Source organism: Photobacterium damselae subsp. damselae (genome assembly GCF_038086725.1).
Lineage (GTDB): Bacteria > Pseudomonadota > Gammaproteobacteria > Enterobacterales > Vibrionaceae > Photobacterium > Photobacterium damselae.
Map to the genome: position 1 here is coordinate 861,091 of NZ_CP146971.1, position 21,640 is coordinate 882,730.

Here is a 21,640-nt window from a genome sequence, read left to right on the forward strand (position 1 = left end):
TGAAAATAGAAAGCGCTACAGCCGAACTAAAGGTTTTAGCGCTTTATCCCAATAAGGTGGTTCACCAATATAATGTTTAAAAAAGCTAATAGCCGCCGATATTTTTTTAGGTAAATGCTTACGACTAGGATATACCGCGTAAAAGTGCATTGCTTGATCGGCTTCCCAGTCAGGGAGTAGTTGAATCAATTTACCTTGACGAAACTCATCAGTTAATAGATACGTCGCCAAATAGGCAATTCCCCAACCTGAAATACAAGCATCACGTACCGCTTCTGCCAAATCCACACGATAGTTACCAGATACCGTCACGAAAAGCCCTTCAGTCCCTTTATTAAAAGACCACGTATTATGGCTATGATGGCGACTTTGGTAGGTCAAACAATTATGCTCTTGCAGCTCATTAGGGTGAGTAGGCGCAGGATGATGAAGTAAATATTCAGGTGATGCTGCGACAATAAAACGAGTATCCGCTAACTTTTGCGCAACATAACCTTCTGGAATATTTTCAACATTGGTTATCCATAGATCGAGTCCATCTTCTACCATATTCGCTTTATGATCGAACAAACTGACTTCTACATGCAGCTCGGGGAATTGTTTACGTAAATGCTCAATCGCAGGGATGATATGCATGGTGCCAAAAGATTTAGAAAGACCAAGTCTTAATACCCCAGATACCTCATTGCGAACATCACCTACCATGGCGTCAGCATCTTGAATCGTATTAACCAATTTTGCACAATATTTCGCGTATTGAACCCCTTCTTCTGTAAGGGTGAAACTGCGTGTTGTACGTTGAACTAATTTCACCTCAAGATCAGCTTCTAATAGACCAAGTTGTTTACTCACATGAGAAGTCGAAACGCCTAATGTTAAAGCGGCCTGAGTAAAGCTACCAGAAACAACTAAAGTGTGAAAAATAGCCATACGGCTGGCTCGTTCAGGTAACACGGATTCATTCCTTATTAGTAAGAGTTTCAGTAAGGGAAGCCAAGTCTACGGAGTGAAACTCAAATGTCACTCTCAATTCATGTGTTTTTTCTAATATTATCTAAAAATTAGCTTAATACTGACATTTGGTAACTGCCATTAACTCATAGTACACTGTTCATTATCTGACAATAACAACAATCCCAAAGGCTTGTATCAACAGCAGCCTTTATTATGAGAAAGACATATGCATGAAGAAATGATTGGCTTAACCCTAGCCGGACTCGGTGTGCTCGGTTTAGGGTGCCAGTGGTTAGCATGGCGTTTAAAACTGCCTGCAATTTTGTTTCTATTAATTGCGGGTATCGTCATTGGTCCCGTTACTGGTATTTTTCAGCCCAATGACATGTTCGGCGATTTACTGTTCCCTCTAATTTCACTTTCTGTCGCTATTATCTTATTTGAGGGAAGCCTAACACTTAACTTTAAAGAAATTCGGGAAGTTAACAAAACCGTTCAAAGTATCGTTTCTATTGGTGCTGTGGTAACTTGGCTAATCACCAGTACCGCAACTCATTACCTATTAGATCTTTCATGGTCAATGTCATTCTTATTCGGAAGTATGACGGTCGTTACAGGGCCAACCGTTATTGTTCCTCTGCTAAGAACGGTTCGCCCACAGGCAAAATTAGCCAATATCCTGCGTTGGGAAGGCATTCTTATCGACCCTATCGGTGCTCTATTTGTCGTTCTTGTATACGAGTTTATGGTCTCAAGCAGTGAAGTACATAGTTTAGAGGTTTTTGCACTGATCTTAGCGGTTGGACTTATTTTTGGTGCGCTTGCTGGATGGTTTATTGCTGTTGTGTTGCGCCGACATCTACTGCCAGAATATTTACAACCATTCGCCGTATTAGCTGTAGTTCTGGGTATATTTGCAGGCTCTAATGCCATTGAATCAGAAGCTGGCCTACTGGCTGTAACTGTTATGGGTATGTGGTTGGCTAACGCTAAAGAAGTCAACATTCAGCATATCTTACACTTTAAAGAAAACCTTACTATTCTATTGATTTCAGGACTTTTCTTATTACTTGCAGCTCGTATTGACCTCACTGACTTTAAAGCATTAGGTTTCAGTGCTGCGGCTTTATTTATCGTCATTCAATTTGTGGCTCGTCCTGCTTCAATTTTTCTTTCTACACTTCGAAGCGGATTGCAATGTAAAGAAAAACTATTTTTAGCATGGGTAGCCCCAAGGGGTATCGTTGCTGCAGCAATCTCATCTCTATTTGCAATTAAGCTCTCTCAAGCAGGCATAAAAGAAGCTGAACTGCTGGTACCTCTTACCTTTATGATCATTATTGGAACCGTAGTCCTCCAAAGTATCTCCGCTCGTCCAATGGCTAAATTACTTAAGGTTGCTGAACCCTCACCTCGTGGTTTCCTTATCGTTGGAGCCAATGATGTTGCTCGAACCATTGGCATCGAGTTAAAGAAATATGATTGCCGAGTCGTGATGACCGATTCTAACTGGGACTATATCCGTAATGCTCGTATGGCAGGCCTTGATACTTATTATGGCAACCCTGTATCGAGCCATGCTGATGAGTATTTGAACTTGATTGGAGTCGGCAAAGTTCTGGCAATGACACCAGATAAGCATCTCAATGTGGTTGCTTGTATGCATTTTATGAATGACTTTGGTGAACGAAGTGTTTACAGCTTGTACGGTAATCGCAGTAATTCAAACTTTAATGAAAAGCACTACGCAGCACAAGAACGCCATGGATTAACACTTTTTAATCAAGATGTTAGCTACAAAAAACTGGCAAGCTTTATCAATCAGGGGGCAGAAGTTCGCCATACGAAGATTAGTGAGGCATTTAGCTTAGAAGATTATTACGAGCAGTATAAAACAGCCCAGATCATCCCATTATTTGCGGTCGATCCTAAGCTGAGTATTCACGTATTCTCAAGTACCATCCAGCCCGATGTAAAAGCTGGTTGGACAATGATCTCCTTAATCAAAGAAGCATAAACTTTTCTGTAAATAACACAACTAAGGCATAGGCATACCACCTGTGCCTTTTTTGCACTCAATTATTACTATATAGTAAAAGTAATTTATAACACCAGACCATTATCATTAAGAGGGAAATAAATATAATATCTAAATCCAAGGTGCTTGGGCATATCTTCTAATTAAATATTAAAAATAGAGCAAATAAAATGGGTTGGATTTTTCTTTTACTTGGCGTTTTGGCTGAAGCAACATCACATGTCGCCCTTAAAGCAACGAATGGATTTACCAATTGGTTACCAAGTACCATAGTAATTTTAGGGCATTTAACAGCTTTTTTATTTTTAGGCCAAGCGATGAAAAATCTACCTGTTGGTATTGTACATGCGTCTTGGGCCGGAATGGCCATTGTACTGGTGACCGTGATGTCGAGCTTTATTTATAAACAGCAACTGGATCCCAAAGTTTGGATTGGCATGATTGTTATTGCTATAGGTATTGCCATTATTAATTTATCAGGCGCACCTCATAGCCATTAATCTTAATGAGTTAATACGTTAAAGGTATTGGAGGTTACAATGGATCAACAAAGAGCCGAAAATCTCTACTTTTATATGAGACAACAACATAAGTCTCAATTAGAAATTAATACCATGATCGAAAAAATGAGACTGACTTATGGTATTAACTTAGAAAAGTTAGACCTACGCTATCGCAAACAAATCGGTTACTCCCCTAACCGATTTGATATTAACAACTATGGCACTGCTGGATCTCGAACAATGAATCAAACTCGAGGTATGCAGCAAGTTTAATTTGTATTATAGAGAAAGAAGTGGCTAGTATTCTAGATATACTAAAGTGATCTCAAGGATGCTGTCATGAAACAATTAGTCGCTTTCTTTCTCATATTATTGAGTTCTTTCACTTGGTCTTCCCAAGCTGAACATATTTTTATTGAAAATGCATGGATGCCAATCGCACCAACAAATAGTACAGTTAGGGCTGTATATCTCTCTATCCAAAATAACAGCAATCACTTAGCGAAATTAACAAAAGTCCATAGCCCAAACAGCCAAACAATTGAGCTTCATACCCACCAGCATCAAGACGGTATGATGAAAATGCGTAAGTTGGACTATATTACTATTCCAGCAAATGGAAAAATCACCCTCAAACCACATGGGGATCATCTCATGTTATTTGATTTTCATACTACAGATAACTTTCCCATTACCCTTGAATTTGCTGATGGTTCACACATTACGACCACAGTAAAACAAACTAAGTAATTTTTGACAGTCGAGCCATTACTCTCTGTTTCCAATAACGAAATTCATTATAAGCTCGAAGTCCTGCTCTGATGATACAAGTTTGTTGCCGTGATGATGGTAAGAGTAAATTACTTGGTAAAGGCCGCCCTCTTTCTAAACCAAGAAATCGCATCTGGTGTGGGGATAATCCCTTGAGATAACTAATATCGACCAGCATATGGTTATAGCGCCCTGACCGGATAAAAGCCTTAGCTAATCGAATATGAGGGGAAAAATAATGATAGAACACGGCATTTCTAGCTTCATTATTTGGATACGTTTGTTGATGTAACCCTTGTGGGTCAAATAGAAAACACGTACCTGCACGACCAATAATCTTATGCATCGCATAGTCTTTAGCATCTTGGTGAAACCTTTCTCCCACCTCTATTCCGTTACTCTTTAGGTGAGAGCCTAAAACATAACCAAAGGAGCCTGATTTCACATCTTGTAAATAACATCCTAGCTTTAATGATTTAGGGGGTAATTTATCTTGATAAAATTCAGTGCAATACCATTCATCGCGATGTAAGGGATGAAAGTCATAATTAAACGGCAAACTTTGCCACCCTTTGGCTTCTTGTAAGCAGGCATCATCACCTAAATACTGAGAAACCATGGTGTACAATAACGGAGCAATGGCTAATTGAACAAATGTTGGATGAAGCGCTAATACTTGATCAACCATCAAACGATATCGATCTGTCTGATGGTAACCTTGCCAAGCATTACAATTAGGCTGATTTAGCTGTTGTGCAAATATCACTTGCATGGCTTTTAATTGTTCTTTGGAAATCAGGTTAGGAAGGACAACTACGCCATCTTGACTAAGTTGTCTGAGAAGATCCTGAGCACACGTCATAACATACCTTCTCTAGCTGACGACTTAATAATATGGGGTCATAATGTTGCCAAAAATCGCCCTTAGGTTCATAGCGCTTGTTTGGATTTGAACACCAATCTTGATAGGCTGACTCTAATTGTTGAGAGTAGTTATCAGCATCAACCATAACCACTTTCCCACCATATTGAAGTAAAAATTGCTTAGTTTCACCTTTTGGCAATTCTGCAATAATCATTCTTCGGCTAGCCACATAATCAATCGCTTTTGTCGCTAAATGAGTATCTTCTAAATCTAAATCAGGCGAACCTTTTTGGATAAATAATGCATCACAATCTGCCAGATGTTTCAGCATCTTATCTTTATTTAACAAACCTAAATTTCGGACCTTATCTTCTATTTTTAGCTCATCAACTAAAGAGAGAAACTCAGGATGATCATCACCAATATTAATAAATAGGAAATCAAATGATGCTTGACTAAGGTGCGTTAATATTTGCTTGGCGGAACGACGAAAACCATCCCAAGTACCACTATAGCCAATAGTAAACACACGCTTTTTATCACAGCAACTAGAGCTATTAGAGGTAATATCTAATGGCCAATCAAAACTATTTGGAATATCGCTCACAGCCACTTTAGGGTATTTACTTTGATAGGAATGCAGATCAGCTTTAGAGGTCACCACTAGGGCTGATGCCTGAGCCAAAACTCGATTTTCCCAGTGCTGGTAATCGTATTCAACAAAATAACTCGCATGAGTCCAGCCATCACGAAAATCCAGAACTAACGGAATAGAAAAAAATTTGGAAAGATAATAGCCCACCACACTGCTACTAAATGGAGGACAAGTAACAAGAATTACATCGGGTTTATCTTGTTTAATTAAATGATAACAATGCCATAGGGTAGGAATAATCCACCCCCACTGCATATCAATAAACCAGTAACGTTTGGCAATTTTATTATCTTGTTCAGGTAATGTACGACCAAATAATCGATATAGACCTTTATGAACAATCGTTGGATACTTCCATAACCAATCAATATTCCACGACTTTACGGCATCAATAAGCAAAGTGTTAGGAGCAGATGAGGCATCTTTGCTTTGTTGAGTAAAGCGATTACGGCGTTTTTCAGCGACAACCGTCACCTTGTGATTGAATGTTGTTAGGTAAGAGGCAAAACGGCGAGTACGGTGAGCACCTACATTCAAAAGTGGTGGCGAAAAATAACTGATATAAAGAATCTTCATATTGCGCTCTACCACCTTTATTTTAACTGGCGAATCACTCGCCCTGGATTACCTGCAAACAATACATTTGGAGGGACATCGTGAGTAACAACACAACCGGAAGCAATAACCGAACCTCTACCGATTAATACAGGTTTTACAATATTACAACTGGTACAGATCCATACATCATCTTCAATCGTTAAATGGCCTAATTCAGGCGTTTTGTCTCGATGGGAGCTATCTGTGCTGTGTCCTGCATGAGAGTGTATACTTGTCCGTCCAGCAATTTTTACATTGTTGCCTATGGTGACACTTAACCCCACAATAATGCTGGTTTGCCAACCTAGATAACAATTATCGCCTATGGTTAACTTGCTGGGTGTATCAGGATGAGCATGAATGCTTAGTGCTCCATTCAGACAGGTATTTTGACCAATTGTGATTTCAACAGGGCCTCCTATTAAGGGAAAACCATTTTCAAGTTGCAATCGAGGGGCAAACTGGGTCAACCGAGCTTGCAACATAGGTAAATAAAAAATGACATTAACCAATCTAGCCCATACCTGTTTAACTAATTGGTATAACAAATAAATAGGTCGGTAAACCCAAACCATTCGAGGCAATTGACCATCACGGATTGTTAATATGACTGAATAAAGGCAACGACTAAAAAGCGAATTACGCTGTTTTATGTATGAACGTACACGATAAGTCCACATACCACCTCCTATTTATCGTCATCAATCTTTTACTCATTTAAGAGCTGGCAATATTGCCTATGAGTCTTCTTGATTTGATTATGGATATCATATTTCTGTTTAACCCATGCTTGTGCTTGCTCCCCTGTCCGTTTCAGCAACAAAGGTGACCGATGAATTCTTTCAAGCAATTTTTGTACCGAGATCATATTATTATAATCAGCATGCCAGCCATGAAGATCATTGGAAAATAGATCCTTAAGCGCCCCTACAGGCTGAGCAATAATCGGGCGTTGTGTTGCCATGGCCTCAACTGCACTATAACCAAATGCCTCATACCAATCAGAAGGGACCAAAACCAAATGTACTTTTTTCAATACCACAGTCACATCATTCAGATAACCATAAGAAATAATATTATCTGTTTGCTCTGGTAATCGATGAATAACCTCTTGTAACTCCCCCTCTCCCACCAGATGTAAGCGAGCAAAACGGGCTATCTCTGGTAAAGAAAATAGAGATATCAATTTATTACCCCCTTTCTCATTAGATAAAGAGCCGATATAACAACACTCTAAATATTGAGTAACTTCAATTTGGGGAATTGGCCTAAACCGTGTCAAATCAACACCGTTATCAATATGAACGACTTTAATGGGGGGTAATAAAGAGCACAACCAAGATGAAGTAAACGACGATACGGCAATAACACGGGATAAAGGTAGTGCTAAAAGAGATTGTTTTACCCGTAGATAAAAGCTGATTTTTGGTTTTTTCACAAGCGAATTATGGAAGGTTAAGAGCACTTTTGGGGCCAAACATTTAGCCAATAATATATGTCGATGCCCAATACCATAAAAATGGAAATGAATCAGATCCGGTTGATACTGCAAAAAATATTTAGCAAGATCGATGCTTGAGTGAAATATTTTAACGTCATAGCCAAGAGAGGTTAAGCGGCTCGATAACCCCTTATCAATACCTCTTACTAAAAGAATATATTGATGTGGACTGTGGGTTGGTAAATGGTAGAGAAAATCAAAAAAACTGCTGCCCTGTTTTAGAAAAATATCGCAAACTAGCACAATATTAGCCATATAGAACCCACCATTTCCCTCTCTACACAAGATATCTCAATATCTAATTACTGTAGATGAAAATAGCGGGCTCTAGTATTTTTTTAGTCCAACAAATGAATATATCTGACTATATTTACACTTGAGTAGAGTGTCCTACCTCTTTAGCATCATGTTGCTTCGCAAAATCAGCTAATTGATTAAAGTCTTTAGGTTGCCAAACCTGTTTCTTTTTAAGCTCAGCGGGTAGTAACTCAAACTGTTTTTCTCGATCAGCTGAATGAAGATACAAATCTGCCCATTGTTCACTGTTATCGCCATTACTTAATTGCGCTGTTAACTGCTCAAGTTCACCATTTGCTACACCATTTGGCTGTAAATCAAGACGTAGTCGATAGTCTCGCTTTAGTACAACCCATTTTTGCGGTAATCGCTTAGAGCTATCCCACCACTGACCATCTAAAGATGCCATTTTTTGTTTTGCTTTATCTGCAGAAACAATATCTAAAGCGATTAATTTTGCTTTTAAATTCTGAGTAAATATTTGAGAAAATGTTTGTTTAGAAATAGATGGCTGTTGTTGCAATATGTTCATCGCAACTTTAGCACCAAGCATATTTGAATAAAGATCTTCAGGAGAAAACGCAGAAGCTAGCTCAGAGAAACCGCCGACAGATTCAAGGCCAAACCATTGAGCTATTTCGTGCCATTGAGCTAATCGAAATGCCATCAAACCAGCTAATTCAACACTAATTTGTTGACGCTCTTGAGCCGTTAAACCATGTGTATCTTTTTTAGGTAAATAAACATGACGCGAGCGCAACTCAGGTGTGAGAACAATACTCGTTCCTGAGCCCAGTTTTGAATGGATTTCTTGATATAAGTAAAAGGTAAAATCAGCCGTATCTCGTACATGGGCAATATCAATGAATCCCCCTTTTTGTGTATAAACAATCCCGTTAGTCTCTTTTCCCATTCCCAACAGACTGCTTGAAACACCTTGAGAACCATCATTATAGACATGAGATCCTAAGTCTTCGATGCCTAAAATATTACCAATAGAAAAGAATGGAACGGGTACACCGCCTACTTCTGCTTTTAGGTCTTTACCAAAAGCGCAACACGGACGCACACCTACAGGCGCATCCATTGCATTAACTGAACCAATGAATAAAAGTAATCCAGCACCAAGTATTGGTTTTATGAGTTTTATCATGATATTAGCCACTAAAACGCTTCATTAATATTGAAATAGAACCCGCTACTATCCTTGCCAACAGCATAATCTATTCGAACATTAATTCGTGGTTTAAAGGTAAAACGGTAGCCTATCCCTGCTGATGGTAGCCAAGAGTCTGAAAATAACTCACTGCTTTTCGGCGCGATATTACCGCCGCCAATCCAAGCCACCATGCCGTGTCGATAATTAAAACGATGCCTCAACTCTATTTGGCTAGATAGCTGATAACGATCTCGATATTGCCCAGTATAATATCCACGCATACGATCATCATTTCCCATCTCAGCATAACCATACCAAGGGATATCACCATCAACCTTTTGACCGTAAAGATCCCAAGCAAGTACATCACTATCGCTTATTTCAACATATTGACGATAATTGATCGTCAGGCGTTGGTAATTTTGGTCAGATCCTAAACTTTTACGGAAATTAACCCATTCAGCAAACAGAAGCATGCCATGGTAAGGATTGGGCTCAAAATCTCGACTGTCGTACTCAAAGGCAGTGCTAATACCACTACTTCGTTGATCTTCCAATTGGTAAGAAGTCAGCAAATTACTATCAATTTTTTGTTTCGCGTAACTTTGAAAATCCCATCCTAAAGTCACATAGGTATGCGGTAAAAACTGATAAGAGACTTTTGGTGCGACTTTAAAAATACGTCCTTGATATTCACTTTTATTACGATCATCTTCCGCTGCTTTTTTCCCAATCCCCCAATAATACTGTGGGGAATGGCTGATCCATACATCACCAAGGAGGCGTAGTCGATCGTGGTTTAGATAGGTTCGATTCTCAAGTCCTAGTCCGTATGAGCCCGTGGATGAGATATAAGATTTGATCGCTAACGTTGAATAGGGGGTTGTTTCCACCCAATCTGAAGGGGCATATAAACCAACAGCCGCAATACCAAACCCAACACCTTGTTCTGGATTAGCAAAAGGACCAGGAAGTACGCCCCAATCGATTCCTTGTGAAACATCAATAGTATCGCTAGAACCCAATTGAGTCAGAAAATTATCAATCCAATCCTGTTGCGGCTCATTTTCAGTCGCATATAAATAAGGACTATTGATCATAATAAGGGAAGACAGTAATAGCTTTTTCAACAAAATGCCTCTTCCTTAGTAGCGAAAATCAATTGAGACAAAGGCACTTTGACGATCGCCAAAGCCAAATTCTGCTAATAAGTTTAAATTGGGATTAATCTGATATTGAGCCCCCATAATAGGATTCCACTCTGTCGTTAGACGCTGCTCAATATGAAATTTACCATCTTTCACAATTGGATTTAATGCACTTGGCAAGCCCAATTCACTTAATTGTCCAGATAACGATTGTTCGACATCTTGATACATCGCACCACCCCAAATTCGAAGTGGAACCCCTAACTTATGAAAATCATAACCGACACGAGGACTGATCACCCAAGCATCAATATTACCGTCAATCACAGTCAATTGAGTTTGAGTATAACTGGCATCAACTAACCCAAACCAATTTTCGTAACCACCTGCTAATACGATACCACCACCATATAGATAACCATCAAGATCAAGAGAAAAGTTATCAATTCTTCCTTTTATTTTGTGATCTGGTCGTCCTGGTAATAAGGGTTTAACAGAAACAGCGTAATTAACTGAAGTTTCAGACTTACCTGTCATTTTACCAGCAAGCGCATAAACATTTAGAAATGGAAATAACCACATGTCAGCACGAAGTGTTACAACTTCACTGGTTTGTTTACCCTGTTCTGCTTGCATATCAATGCCACGAATAAAATTCGGTAAATGCAACCCAGAAAAACCTATGCTATCAACTTGAATTCCTTGCTCTAGCGACATATAGCTTAAATTAAAACCAATAGGTTTAGGCAGATCATAGCCAAGTGCTTCTGCTTTTTCTTTCCAGATAGGTAAAGAAAATGATTGGGCAAATGCACTAGAAGAAACCGCTAGGCCACACAGTAAAGGAATAAGACGACGTTGCATACAAAGACCACAAAAAGGAGAGAATAAAGGAGATAGGGATTATTGTATCTTGTACAGCCAAAAAGTAAACGTGTAAGTATACATTTACTTCTAGTCATTCACAGGAAGAATAAATAAAATATCGCAAACGATAACGCCATTGATATGAATGATATATCAATGGCGTTTTAATTAACTTAGCATAATTGAATATTGTTGCTACCAAGGTCTACAACTTATCGTACACCCATTTGGGCTTTATATTTGACAACAGCTTGCTCAAAAAACTCACGCTCATCATCATCAACAATATTATTTAATAGCTCAGAAAAAACCTCAGGACCTGCTTTTGCGTTACTGACTTTCCAAACCGCATAAGCAGCCTGCTTATCCAATTCAATTCGATTTTTTTCTGCATCAGACAGTAATGATAAGTTATGCATTAACCTTTATCTCAATATCCAAGAAACGTACTCGGGGTAGTGTATCGGATCCATTTACATATCAGAACCCCAGCTGATATTTAAAAAAGATAAAAAATGCAATCACAATAACAAACACCAAGCCAACACTTGCCAATGAACTGACTTTCTTTAAAGATGGCGCATGTAATATATCTTGAAGATCAATATCATCCTCTAGGCGTTGTTCTTTAAATTCTTCGATCAATTCTTGATAGATGACTTCTACCTTACTTGATGAGTCTAAAACTGAATCAATAACTTGAGCTTCAAACCATTTACTGTCTTCAATAAGATCAGGATCTTTTACCCATGATGCGGTATATAGCTGTCCAGTTCTAGACTCGATAATTGAAATCAGGTATTCGTCATTTTGACGAGCTAATACCCAACACGGTAAGTGGCTATTCTCTCGTCTAATTAAAGAAGGGAATGGGTATGTTTCATCATCGGATAGATTAGTTAATAATGATGAGCTAAGTAGGTGGAAAGGAAATTGTTGAACACTTTGAGTCAACCAATAGTACAAATGTCGATTAAATACTGCTTGTCGTAATGGAGCAATACGAGCTAAACCACGAAGCCAATACGCTTTAAAAAAGTCAGAAGTCATATGGATATTTTGAGCTCGACAAACGCTAACTTTTAATTTTTGAATGGGGCAACCCGCTTCATCAACAAACAGAGGATCGATAGTTAATTCGTTATCTGTCGGCTGCCAATATACAAACTTAAACAGGTCGGTTAACTTATCATTTAACCTATCTACTGTTTGCAAATATAAATCATAGTTAGTCATTCAATCCAACTCTCTCATCCATGAACTATTGATTTTAGATTATATAGTCATCTAAAGAATTCATCTTTGATAACAACCTCAAATTAGAAAAACTCGTCTGATAATTTATAAAAAATTCCTTTCTATAAGCATCAAAATCACAAGAATAAGCAGTTTTGCAATAGTGTAATCCATTACACCAGAGATTTACTAAATAGACTAATCAGAGATTAAACCAAACGGGAAAAGAACGATAAAAACAAAATAAATACAGCAAGTTAAACTAATTTATATATTGATATTTACCTTACTAATTTTAAATTACCGTCCTAAAAAGCAAACGTTTACCATCACCAAATCAACAGATTTAGTTATCACCTGCCATTTTTATCATAAATAGATTACAAAGTGTGATATAGATCTCATGGATAGAAGTTGGTTTTACCTAAACTTGTTGGCAACGAAAAGCACATCAATTTGGAATTTCCTCCTCAATAATTCCAAATTGACATATGAAAAAGAGCTTTGTCATTTCGGTAAAGACTCTTCACTGCTTTAATTAATTAGATAACATCTTTTTAGGAGCTCATATTATGGCTACTCCACATATCAACGCTGAGTTTGGTGATTTTGCAGAAACAGTATTAATGCCTGGTGACCCACTTCGCGCTAAATTCATTGCAGAAACGTACTTAGAAGATGCAAAAGAAGTGTGTAACGTGCGTAATATGTTTGGTTACACAGGTACCTATAAAGGCCATAAAATCTCAGTAATGGGTCATGGTATGGGTATTCCATCTTGCTCTATCTATGTTCATGAGTTGATCAAAGATTTTGGCGTGAAAAATGTTATCCGTATTGGTAGCTGTGGCGCAGTTCATGATGACGTAAAACTGATGGACGTAATCATTGGTATGGGTGCATCTACCGATTCTAAAGTAAACCGTATTCGTTTTAATAATCATGATTTTGCTGCAATTGCTGATTTCCACCTCCTTGAAACAGCGGTTAACCAAGCTCGCAGTCAGAATGTACCAGTACGCGTAGGTAATGTGTTCTCTGCCGATCTATTCTACAGCCCAGAAGTTGATCTATTCGATAAAATGGAAAAACTCGGTATTTTAGGTGTCGATATGGAAGCGGCTGGCATTTATGGTGTAGCAGCAGAACTAGGTGCAAAAGCCCTAACCATTCTTACTGTTTCAGATCATATTAAGCGTGGTGAAAAATTGAGTTCAGAAGATCGTCAAAAATCATTTAACGATATGATGAATGTAGCCCTTGAAACGGCTGTAAATCTATAAGTACCTCTTTTGCAGTTTGGACGCCTACCCCGACGTCCATTCTGCTTTTTATTAATGTGTTCATAACTTATTCTTGAACCATTCTGAACAGATGCTCAATCTCAAAATTCTGCTGTCCCTCCTTGTTATCAGTAACGGTATTCAATCAATAATCGCTACATTCCTCTCAATCATAATAATGATAACTAGGACGTATTTTTCTAACTTGCTACGATAAGCTTTAGTGCAAGGATTAGGTAATGATGACCATGAAGCAAGATCCAATATCAAATCAACAATGTCTTCCTCCTGCGATCCATGGATTGCAATTTAACCATTGTAAAACAATTGGATGCAGTCATTTTGGCTCAACAAATGAAGATCACTATGTGTTTCAGCGTACTAATCCAGCTAAACCCGCTCTTATTTGCCGTGAATGTGGCGCATTTCCACCAATCTTAAGTAACCCCGATGTTGTTGCAGAAGCGTCACGCTTAAAAATAGCTCAAAGTAGTGGATTGCCTGCCTGCAGTAATCTTGACTGTGAAAACCTTGGCCTGCCCGTATTAACCCATCGTCATCTTTATCATGCTTTTGGTTACAGTGGTGATCGACAACGTTATCGCTGTAAATGTTGCCAACATACTTTTGTTGATCGCTGGTCGGGTTTCAATCAAAAGCACTTAGTGCAACAAAAATTATTGGCCATGCTTTTTACCGGGCATTCTGTTCGCGATATCTGTCGCCGCTTAAGCATGAACCCGAAATCTTTCTACGATCAACTCTCACATATAGCCAGTCGCTGTCGCCGTCAATTAGCTATGTTTGACGGTCGCTTATTTAAGCATGCTCATTCTCTCGCTCTTGCGTCTGATATACGACCATTACAACCATGCAGTGACAATGGCGTATTGTGGATAGCAACCAGCGAAGCTCAATCAGGCTATGTTGTTGGCCAACACACCAATTTTCAGCCTGAAGAAGTGACAGAGCGTTTTGAGATCCACGATGCCTATACTGTTGGTACCCGTTTTATTGCACCACAACCGTTAAGATTAGTAGAAACACCTCAGCCTGAGACTAATGGCTTACTGGCAAGAGTTGATGCAACGTATCGCAAAATATTATCTCGAACAAATATGGAAGATCCGCTTACAAATCAAGCGAAAATCAACTACCCAACAAAAGGGTGTCTCATCAGACCCCAATACACAGCGTATGCCCATTACTTGCACTTAGCTCAGCAGTTAAAAGAGAACAACGAACAGCTCTCTCTCTTTATGCCGCAAGAAACCTTACTAAGATCAGCATGTATTTCCGTTTTTCTTGAGCGAGTAAAAGATAAAAGCTTCCATCCTTTGTATGTAGTTGAAGATGCCGATTGGCTTGATCAAGAGGTAAGTGAACGCATTGATATCGTATTATTAGGATGGTGGAGAGATCGCTGGGCCTTTACGCGACATAATGAAACAAGCAAAGGCATTAGCCATCTGGGCGGAGAAAAAGACAATGAAAAACGCTGGCTTGAAATTGCTTCTCATCGTGCAATCAGCGAATACCAAAGTCGTTTTCATGATCAATTTTCACAGTTAGTCAATGAACCGCGACGCAAACTAAGACCTGGCGGATTGATGCCTTTGCTCGATATTTACCGTGCTTGGCATAATTTATGTCGACAAGATCGAAGTGGTTTAACTCCCGCTCAAAAGATTGGTCTAACTTCAGCACCTCTGACCTTAGAGCAACTTCTCAGCTAATCAATCAATTGGGAATACTCCTAATTGGTTTCTCGTGATTATCTGTTCTACATTTATACCCAAGTGAATTTTGTATTTTGAAATCACTTGGGTGTCGAACAAATTTCACTCAGAGCAGATAAAAATAAGTCATCTTACTCAATATCATTGCTACTCAATACGAACAAAAGTTCACAACTATGATCATATGCTCAACCTGGAGACATTTATTAAATCATATTCCGTACGTATTAAACTGCGAGATTTGACTGCCAAGGTCATAAAAATAAGTAAAAATGAGATCCAAACGAAATTTAGCCTCTAATATCGTTGACAAGTATCACATAAAAATGAATTATCAATGTATCAAATGTTCTACAGCAAACCATATGTTCAAGTCGTTTGTTTGATGATTGAATTATTGCTGTTAACATCCAGTTAATTATTTGGCCTTTAATCGCTAAGCAAATAGAAATAACACTTAGCATTAAAAGCACTACCAACGTAGAAGGTCGATAGCTATGAGCACTAAACTAGAACAACTTCGCGCCCTAACAACAGTTGTAGCTGATACAGGTGAAATTGAAGCAATTGCTAAATACCAGCCAGAAGATGCAACAACCAACCCATCTCTTATTCTAAAAGCTGCTCAAATCGAACAATATGCACCATTAATTGATCAAGCTATTGAGTATGCAAAAGCACAAAGCTCTGACAAAACTCAGCAAGTTCAAGATGCTTGTGACATGCTAGCGGTAAATATCGGTAAAGAAATCCTAACAGTCGTTCCTGGTCGTATTTCTACTGAAGTTGATGCTCGTCTATCATTTGATACTGAAGGTAGTATTGCTAAAGCACGCAAATTAATCAAAATGTACAACGATGCTGGTATCAGCAATGATCGTATCCTAATTAAACTTGCTTCTACTTGGGAAGGTATTCGTGCAGCTGAAGTTCTTGAAAAAGAAGGCATCAACTGTAACTTAACGCTTCTTTTCTCTTTTGCTCAAGCTCGTGCATGTGCGGAAGCTGGTGTATTCCTAATCTCACCATTTGTTGGTCGTATCATGGACTGGTACAAGGCTAAAGAAGGCCGTGATTTTGCACCTCAAGAAGATCCAGGTGTTATCTCTGTAACTAATATCTATAACTACTACAAAGAACATGGTTACAACACTGTCGTGATGGGTGCAAGCTTCCGTAACACAGGTGAAATTCTTGAGCTAGCAGGCTGTGACCGTCTGACTATTAGCCCTCAACTTCTTCAAGATCTTGAAGATGCAACAGGTGTTGTTGAACAAAAACTTCTTCCAGCAACTGAAGTTAAAGCTCGTCCAGCTGCAATGACCCACTCTGAGTTCCTATGGGAGCATAACCAAGATGCAATGGCTGTTGAGAAACTAGCTGAAGGTATTCGTAACTTTGCGATTGACCAAGGTAAACTTGAAACAATGATCGCAGAGAAACTATAAGATTTAGATAAAAAGAGATATTGGGTATCATTCATTAGTTTGATACCCAATCTTTTCATCAAACCAATTTATTCAATTTAGAAAACACGAGATTTATTATGGATCGTAAACATCTTGCCAATGCAATTCGTGCTCTAAGCATGGATGGTGTTCAACAAGCAAACTCTGGTCACCCAGGTGCACCAATGGGTATGGCTGATATCGCTGAAGTTTTATGGCGTAGCCACATGAACCACAACCCGCAAAACCCTAACTGGGCAGATCGCGACCGTTTTGTTCTATCAAACGGCCATGGTTCAATGTTGATCTACTCGCTATTGCACCTAACTGGTTACGACCTATCTATTGACGATCTAAAGAACTTCCGTCAACTTCATTCAAAAACGCCTGGCCACCCAGAATACGGCTATGCACCAGGTGTTGAAACAACAACAGGCCCTCTAGGTCAAGGTATCACTAACGCTGTTGGTATGGCTCTAGCAGAAAAAGCGCTAGCAGCTCAATTTAACCGTGAAGGCCATGACATTGTAGACCACCATACTTATGCATTTATGGGTGATGGTTGTATGATGGAAGGTATCTCTCACGAAGCGTGTTCACTTGCTGGTACTTTAGGTCTAGGCAAACTAATCGCGTTCTGGGATGACAACGGTATTTCTATCGATGGTCACGTTGAAGGTTGGTTCTCTGATGATACACCTAAGCGTTTCGAAGCATACGGCTGGCAAGTTATCCGTTCTGTAGACGGTCACGATGCGGCAGCGATCAACGCAGCTGTCGAAGAAGCAAAAGCAGATACAACTCGCCCAACACTAATTTGTTGTAAGACTATTATCGGCTTTGGTTCGCCAAATAAATCAGGTTCTCACGACTGTCACGGTGCTCCACTTGGTGCAGAAGAAATCAAAGCGGCTCGTGAATTCCTTGGTTGGAACTACGGTGCATTTGAAATCCCAGCAGACGTATATGCAGAATGGGATGCTAAAGCAGCAGGTACAGCTAAAGAAACAGCTTGGGATGAAAAATTTGCTGCATACGCTGCACAATACCCAGAATTAGCAGCTGAATTTAAGCGTCGTGTAAATGGTGAACTTCCAGCTAACTGGGAAGAAGCATCATCAGCAATTATCGCTGACCTTCAAGCAAATCCAGCAAATATCGCTTCTCGTAAAGCATCACAAAACGCACTAGAAGCATTCGGTAAACTACTACCTGAATTTATGGGTGGCTCTGCTGACCTTGCACCATCAAACCTAACCATGTGGTCTGGTTCTAAGTCTTTAACCGCTGATGATGCATCTGGTAACTACATTCACTACGGTGTTCGTGAATTTGGTATGACTGCTATCATTAACGGTATTGCTCTACACGGTGGTTTCGTACCATACGGTGCAACATTCCTAATGTTCATGGAATACGCTCGTAACGCAATGCGCATGGCTGCACTAATGAAAGTGCAAAATATCCAAGTTTACACTCATGACTCAATCGGTTTGGGTGAAGATGGTCCAACACACCAACCTGTTGAACAAGTTGCCTCTCTTCGTCTAACACCAAACATGAGCACATGGCGCCCATGTGACCAAGTTGAATCAGCTGTTGCTTGGAAATTTGCTATCGAACGTAAAGATGGTCCAACATCGCTTATCTTCTCTCGTCAAAACCTAGCTCAACAGGAGCGTGATGCTCAGCAATTAGCAGACATCACAAAAGGCGGCTATGTACTTAAAGATTGTGATGGCAAGCCAGAGTTAATTCTGATTGCAACAGGTTCTGAAGTTGAACTAGCAACAGAGGCTTATGCTCTACTTACAGCTGAAGGCCGTAAAGTACGCGTTGTTTCTATGCCAGCAACCGATGTATTTGACAAACAAGATGCGGCTTACCGCGAATCTGTTCTACCATCAGATGTGACTGCTCGTGTTGCAATTGAAGCTGGTATTGCTGACTTCTGGTACAAATACGTTGGTTTTGATGGTCGTATTATTGGTATGACTTCATTTGGTGAATCAGCACCAGCAGATCAACTATTTAAGCTATTTGGCTTTACCGTAGAGAACGTAGTTGAGACTGCAAAAGAACTATTGGCTTAATTCGCGTATAGCAATAACCCATAGCTAATAAAAACCGAGCCCTTTTACCTTGTTAAGGAAAAGTTAGCTCGGTTTTTTTATGCCCCGCCTCATATACCCACGCACTTACCACAATCAAACAGCTCAAAACAACTTAACTGCATCCTTACAGACAACATCCTTGTTATTGCTTCAGTTTGCAAAAAAATAAACGATGGCTCGCAAAATTTAATCTCTCATCTTGAAAGATAAATACAGTACGCCATATTATAAAAACCTATTGGTATTCATATCCAGTATGCCCTTGAAGAGTTTATTTCTTCTTCTGTACGCCTATCCTTATAGATAGGCTTTTTTTTCATAAAATTTCAGATAGTTGCTAAGCAATATAGCTATAAATAAAAACAATTAAATTAAGATAAAACACAACAATTACGTATTGCTCGCAATTCAAAACTTTTAATTGGTCAATATTGCTTTTAATTGTCTATCCTCATGATTACATAATTAAAGTCAGATGGTTGATTTAAATGAACTTCATGAAAGTAAAAAAAACCTCTCTAGCCATAGCTCTATCATTTGTTTCAGCAGGCGTTTTTGCTCAAGGCTCTTCGCTGCAAGATGTTATTAGCGCTACAGCTCTTAGCCCAGAAACAACGATTTATACCGCCAAAGATATCGTTACAATGGATGGTAATAAACAAAATGCACAGGCTGTTGCAGTTGTTAACCATAAGATAGTCGCTGTCGGTTCTCTCGAAGAGGTTAAATCTAAAGTTGGTGATAAGAACATTACTGTTAATAACCAATTTAAAGATAAAATCATTGTTCCTGGCTTAATTGATCAGCATCTTCACCCACTACTTTCTTCTCTTACGATGACGGCAGAAATCATCTCAATGGAAGACTGGGTATTACCAACAGGTACAGTTAAAGCTGTCAGCAATCGTGAGGATTACCTAAAGCGCCTTGCTGATGCTGATAAAAAACTGACCGACCCTAATGAACTACTACTCACTTGGGGTTTTCACCATTACTTCCATGGTAAGCTGACCAAAGATGATTTAGATAAGATCAATAATAAACGTCCTATTATTGTTTGGCATCGCTCAGCTCACGAATTTATTTTAAATACAGCTGCACTCAAAAAGTATGGGGTAACTGCAGACTACATCGCTAAACAAAGCAAAAGTGCCCAAGAACAAATAAATTTACCTGAAGGACATTTCTGGGAACAAGGCATGTTTGTTTTATTGCCTAAAATTGCCCCAGCTATTGCAACCCCTAAACGCTTAAAAGACGGCCTAGAATTTACTGAACAGTATTTGCACGCAAATGGCATCACGACCTCAGCCGAACCTGGTGGTCTAGTGTCAAAACAACTACAAGAAGCTCAAAACGCAGTGCTTAGTGACGCACAAACACCATTTCGTTTTTACTTCATTCCAGATGGAAAAACGATGGCTCTTGAACACCTAAATGACAATATGATCGGTGCAACAGAAGAGATGCTGTCATGGGGTGAAGGCAATACGGCATTCCTTCCTAAACAAGTGAAGCTATTTGCTGATGGTGCTATTTTCAGTCAGCTAATGCAGATGAAAGATGGCTATCTTGATGGCCACGAAGGCGAATGGATGATCGAACCAGAAATCTTCGCCAAAGCTTTTACTCAATATTGGGATGCGGGTTACCAAATTCATATTCACCAAAATGGCGATAAAGGACTGGATATGGTTCTCAAATCGCTCAAAGAAAATATGAAACGCAATCCGCGTAAAGATCACCGAACAACCATTGTTCACTTTGGTTTCTCAACCCCAGAGCAGGTTAAAGAACTCAAAGAACTCGGCGCAATTGTTAGTGCAAACCCATACTACACAGTGGCACTGGCTGACAAATACAGTGAAGCCGGTGTTGGCCCTGAACGCTCTAATGAGATGGTGCGTTTAGGTGATGTTGCCAAGGAAGGAATTTCAATTTCCCTACACTCAGATATGCCAATGGCCCCGGCTCAGCCTCTATATCTGATGTGGAGTGCAGTCAACCGTACAACCTTCTCAGGTCGAGTTGCAGGTCCTGAACAACGAATAAGTGCAGAACAAGCACTAAAAGCCGTTACCATTGATGCGGCATATTCTCTTCAGTTGGAAAATCAGGTTGGCAGTATTGAACCAGGTAAATTGGCTAACTTTACTATTCTTGATGAAAACCCATTAACGATTGACCCTGCAAAAATTAAAGATATTAAGATTTGGGGTACCGTACTAGAAGGTCGTATTCAACCAATCAAACTTGAACAGAAATCAGTACCACAGGCAAACGTAAGTGGTGATTTCGTTGATATGCATAAACTAACCCCAGATCAAAGTTATAAAGTGGTCATGGAGAGCGTACGTAGCAGTAAACATCAACAACATACACACACCAGTGCATGTAGTCATGATAATCCACTCGGCTACGCTGTTGTTAGCTTATGGCAAGAGCAGATGAATACTCTGTAATAA

The 21,640-nt window shown here is 39.3% G+C and carries 19 protein-coding genes; 9 read left to right on the top strand and 10 right to left on the bottom strand.

Annotation, left to right across the window (positions count from 1 at the left end; all coding sequences use genetic code 11):
* Positions 1-15 precede the first annotated feature (15 nt).
* Positions 16-954: a LysR family transcriptional regulator gene (locus WAX86_RS18535; protein ID WP_005305995.1), complete on the bottom strand. Its 939-nt coding sequence runs from the start codon at positions 952-954 to the stop codon at positions 16-18.
* Between the two features lie 226 nt (positions 955-1,180).
* Here WAX86_RS18535 and WAX86_RS18540 point away from each other — a divergent pair, with 226 nt between their 5' ends.
* The 4 genes from WAX86_RS18540 (at position 1,181) to WAX86_RS18555 (ending at position 4,245) form a co-directional block, all read left to right on the top strand.
* Positions 1,181-2,971: a sodium:proton antiporter gene (locus WAX86_RS18540; RefSeq protein ID WP_341489465.1), complete on the top strand. Its 1,791-nt coding sequence runs from the start codon at positions 1,181-1,183 to the stop codon at positions 2,969-2,971.
* A 191-nt stretch (positions 2,972-3,162) separates the two neighbouring features.
* Positions 3,163-3,492, top strand: coding sequence for a multidrug efflux SMR transporter (locus tag WAX86_RS18545; RefSeq protein WP_044178035.1), 330 nt, complete (start codon positions 3,163-3,165; stop codon positions 3,490-3,492).
* A 39-nt stretch (positions 3,493-3,531) separates the two neighbouring features.
* A complete protein-coding gene (locus WAX86_RS18550; RefSeq protein ID WP_036765856.1) occupies positions 3,532-3,768 on the top strand; it encodes a hypothetical protein in 237 nt (78 codons plus the stop codon).
* Between the two features lie 66 nt (positions 3,769-3,834).
* On the top strand, positions 3,835-4,245 hold the full coding sequence (locus WAX86_RS18555) for a copper chaperone PCu(A)C (protein ID WP_050787830.1): 411 nt from the start codon (positions 3,835-3,837) through the stop codon (positions 4,243-4,245).
* Here WAX86_RS18555 and WAX86_RS18560 read toward each other — a convergent pair.
* The 9 genes from WAX86_RS18560 to WAX86_RS18600 form a co-directional block, all read right to left on the bottom strand.
* The gene (locus WAX86_RS18560) at positions 4,238-5,128 is read right to left on the bottom strand and encodes a phytanoyl-CoA dioxygenase family protein (protein WP_341489466.1); all 891 of its coding nucleotides are present in this window, start codon (positions 5,126-5,128) and stop codon (positions 4,238-4,240) included. The two genes, WAX86_RS18555 and WAX86_RS18560, sit on opposite strands and share 8 nt — an antisense overlap.
* The gene (locus tag WAX86_RS18565) at positions 5,094-6,362 is read right to left on the bottom strand and encodes a hypothetical protein (RefSeq protein WP_341489467.1); all 1,269 of its coding nucleotides are present in this window, start codon (positions 6,360-6,362) and stop codon (positions 5,094-5,096) included. The genes WAX86_RS18560 and WAX86_RS18565 overlap by 35 nt, the downstream gene beginning before the upstream one ends.
* Before the next feature lie 17 nt (positions 6,363-6,379).
* A complete protein-coding gene (locus WAX86_RS18570; protein WP_068947189.1) occupies positions 6,380-7,063 on the bottom strand; it encodes an acyltransferase in 684 nt (227 codons plus the stop codon).
* Positions 7,064-7,092: 29 nt separating this feature from the next.
* Complete coding sequence (locus WAX86_RS18575) at positions 7,093-8,139, bottom strand: glycosyltransferase family 4 protein (protein WP_341489468.1); 1,047 nt, start codon at positions 8,137-8,139, stop codon at positions 7,093-7,095.
* 115 nt (positions 8,140-8,254) lie between these two features.
* Positions 8,255-9,334, bottom strand: coding sequence for a DUF4056 domain-containing protein (locus WAX86_RS18580; protein ID WP_044178639.1), 1,080 nt, complete (start codon positions 9,332-9,334; stop codon positions 8,255-8,257).
* An 11-nt stretch (positions 9,335-9,345) separates the two neighbouring features.
* Positions 9,346-10,440, bottom strand: a complete 1,095-nt coding sequence (locus WAX86_RS18585; protein ID WP_068947284.1) for a BamA/TamA family outer membrane protein — start codon at positions 10,438-10,440, stop codon at positions 9,346-9,348.
* Between the two features lie 45 nt (positions 10,441-10,485).
* The gene (locus WAX86_RS18590; RefSeq protein WP_065171279.1) at positions 10,486-11,352 is read right to left on the bottom strand and encodes a hypothetical protein; all 867 of its coding nucleotides are present in this window, start codon (positions 11,350-11,352) and stop codon (positions 10,486-10,488) included.
* Between the two features lie 215 nt (positions 11,353-11,567).
* Positions 11,568-11,774: a DUF3283 family protein gene (locus tag WAX86_RS18595; protein WP_036765858.1), complete on the bottom strand. Its 207-nt coding sequence runs from the start codon at positions 11,772-11,774 to the stop codon at positions 11,568-11,570.
* A 61-nt stretch (positions 11,775-11,835) separates the two neighbouring features.
* Positions 11,836-12,591, bottom strand: a complete 756-nt coding sequence (locus tag WAX86_RS18600; protein WP_151170875.1) for a hypothetical protein — start codon at positions 12,589-12,591, stop codon at positions 11,836-11,838.
* A 572-nt stretch (positions 12,592-13,163) separates the two neighbouring features.
* Between WAX86_RS18600 and deoD the strand changes: the two genes are divergently transcribed.
* From deoD to WAX86_RS18625, 5 genes are all read left to right on the top strand, one after another.
* Positions 13,164-13,874 (top strand): purine-nucleoside phosphorylase, encoded by a 711-nt coding sequence (gene deoD / locus WAX86_RS18605; RefSeq protein WP_065171277.1) that lies wholly within the window; start codon positions 13,164-13,166, stop codon positions 13,872-13,874.
* Positions 13,875-14,113: 239 nt separating this feature from the next.
* Positions 14,114-15,610 (top strand): lactate dehydrogenase, encoded by a 1,497-nt coding sequence (locus WAX86_RS18610; protein WP_068968769.1) that lies wholly within the window; start codon positions 14,114-14,116, stop codon positions 15,608-15,610.
* Between the two features lie 500 nt (positions 15,611-16,110).
* Positions 16,111-17,061: a transaldolase gene (gene tal, locus WAX86_RS18615; RefSeq protein WP_005306031.1), complete on the top strand. Its 951-nt coding sequence runs from the start codon at positions 16,111-16,113 to the stop codon at positions 17,059-17,061.
* Between the two features lie 98 nt (positions 17,062-17,159).
* Positions 17,160-19,154 carry a transketolase gene (tkt, locus tag WAX86_RS18620; RefSeq protein WP_341489469.1) on the top strand — a complete coding sequence of 665 codons (1,995 nt, stop codon included), beginning with the start codon at positions 17,160-17,162 and terminating at the stop codon, positions 19,152-19,154.
* Between the two features lie 518 nt (positions 19,155-19,672).
* The gene (locus WAX86_RS18625; protein ID WP_341489470.1) at positions 19,673-21,637 is read left to right on the top strand and encodes an amidohydrolase family protein; all 1,965 of its coding nucleotides are present in this window, start codon (positions 19,673-19,675) and stop codon (positions 21,635-21,637) included.
* Positions 21,638-21,640: the final 3 nt, after the last annotated feature.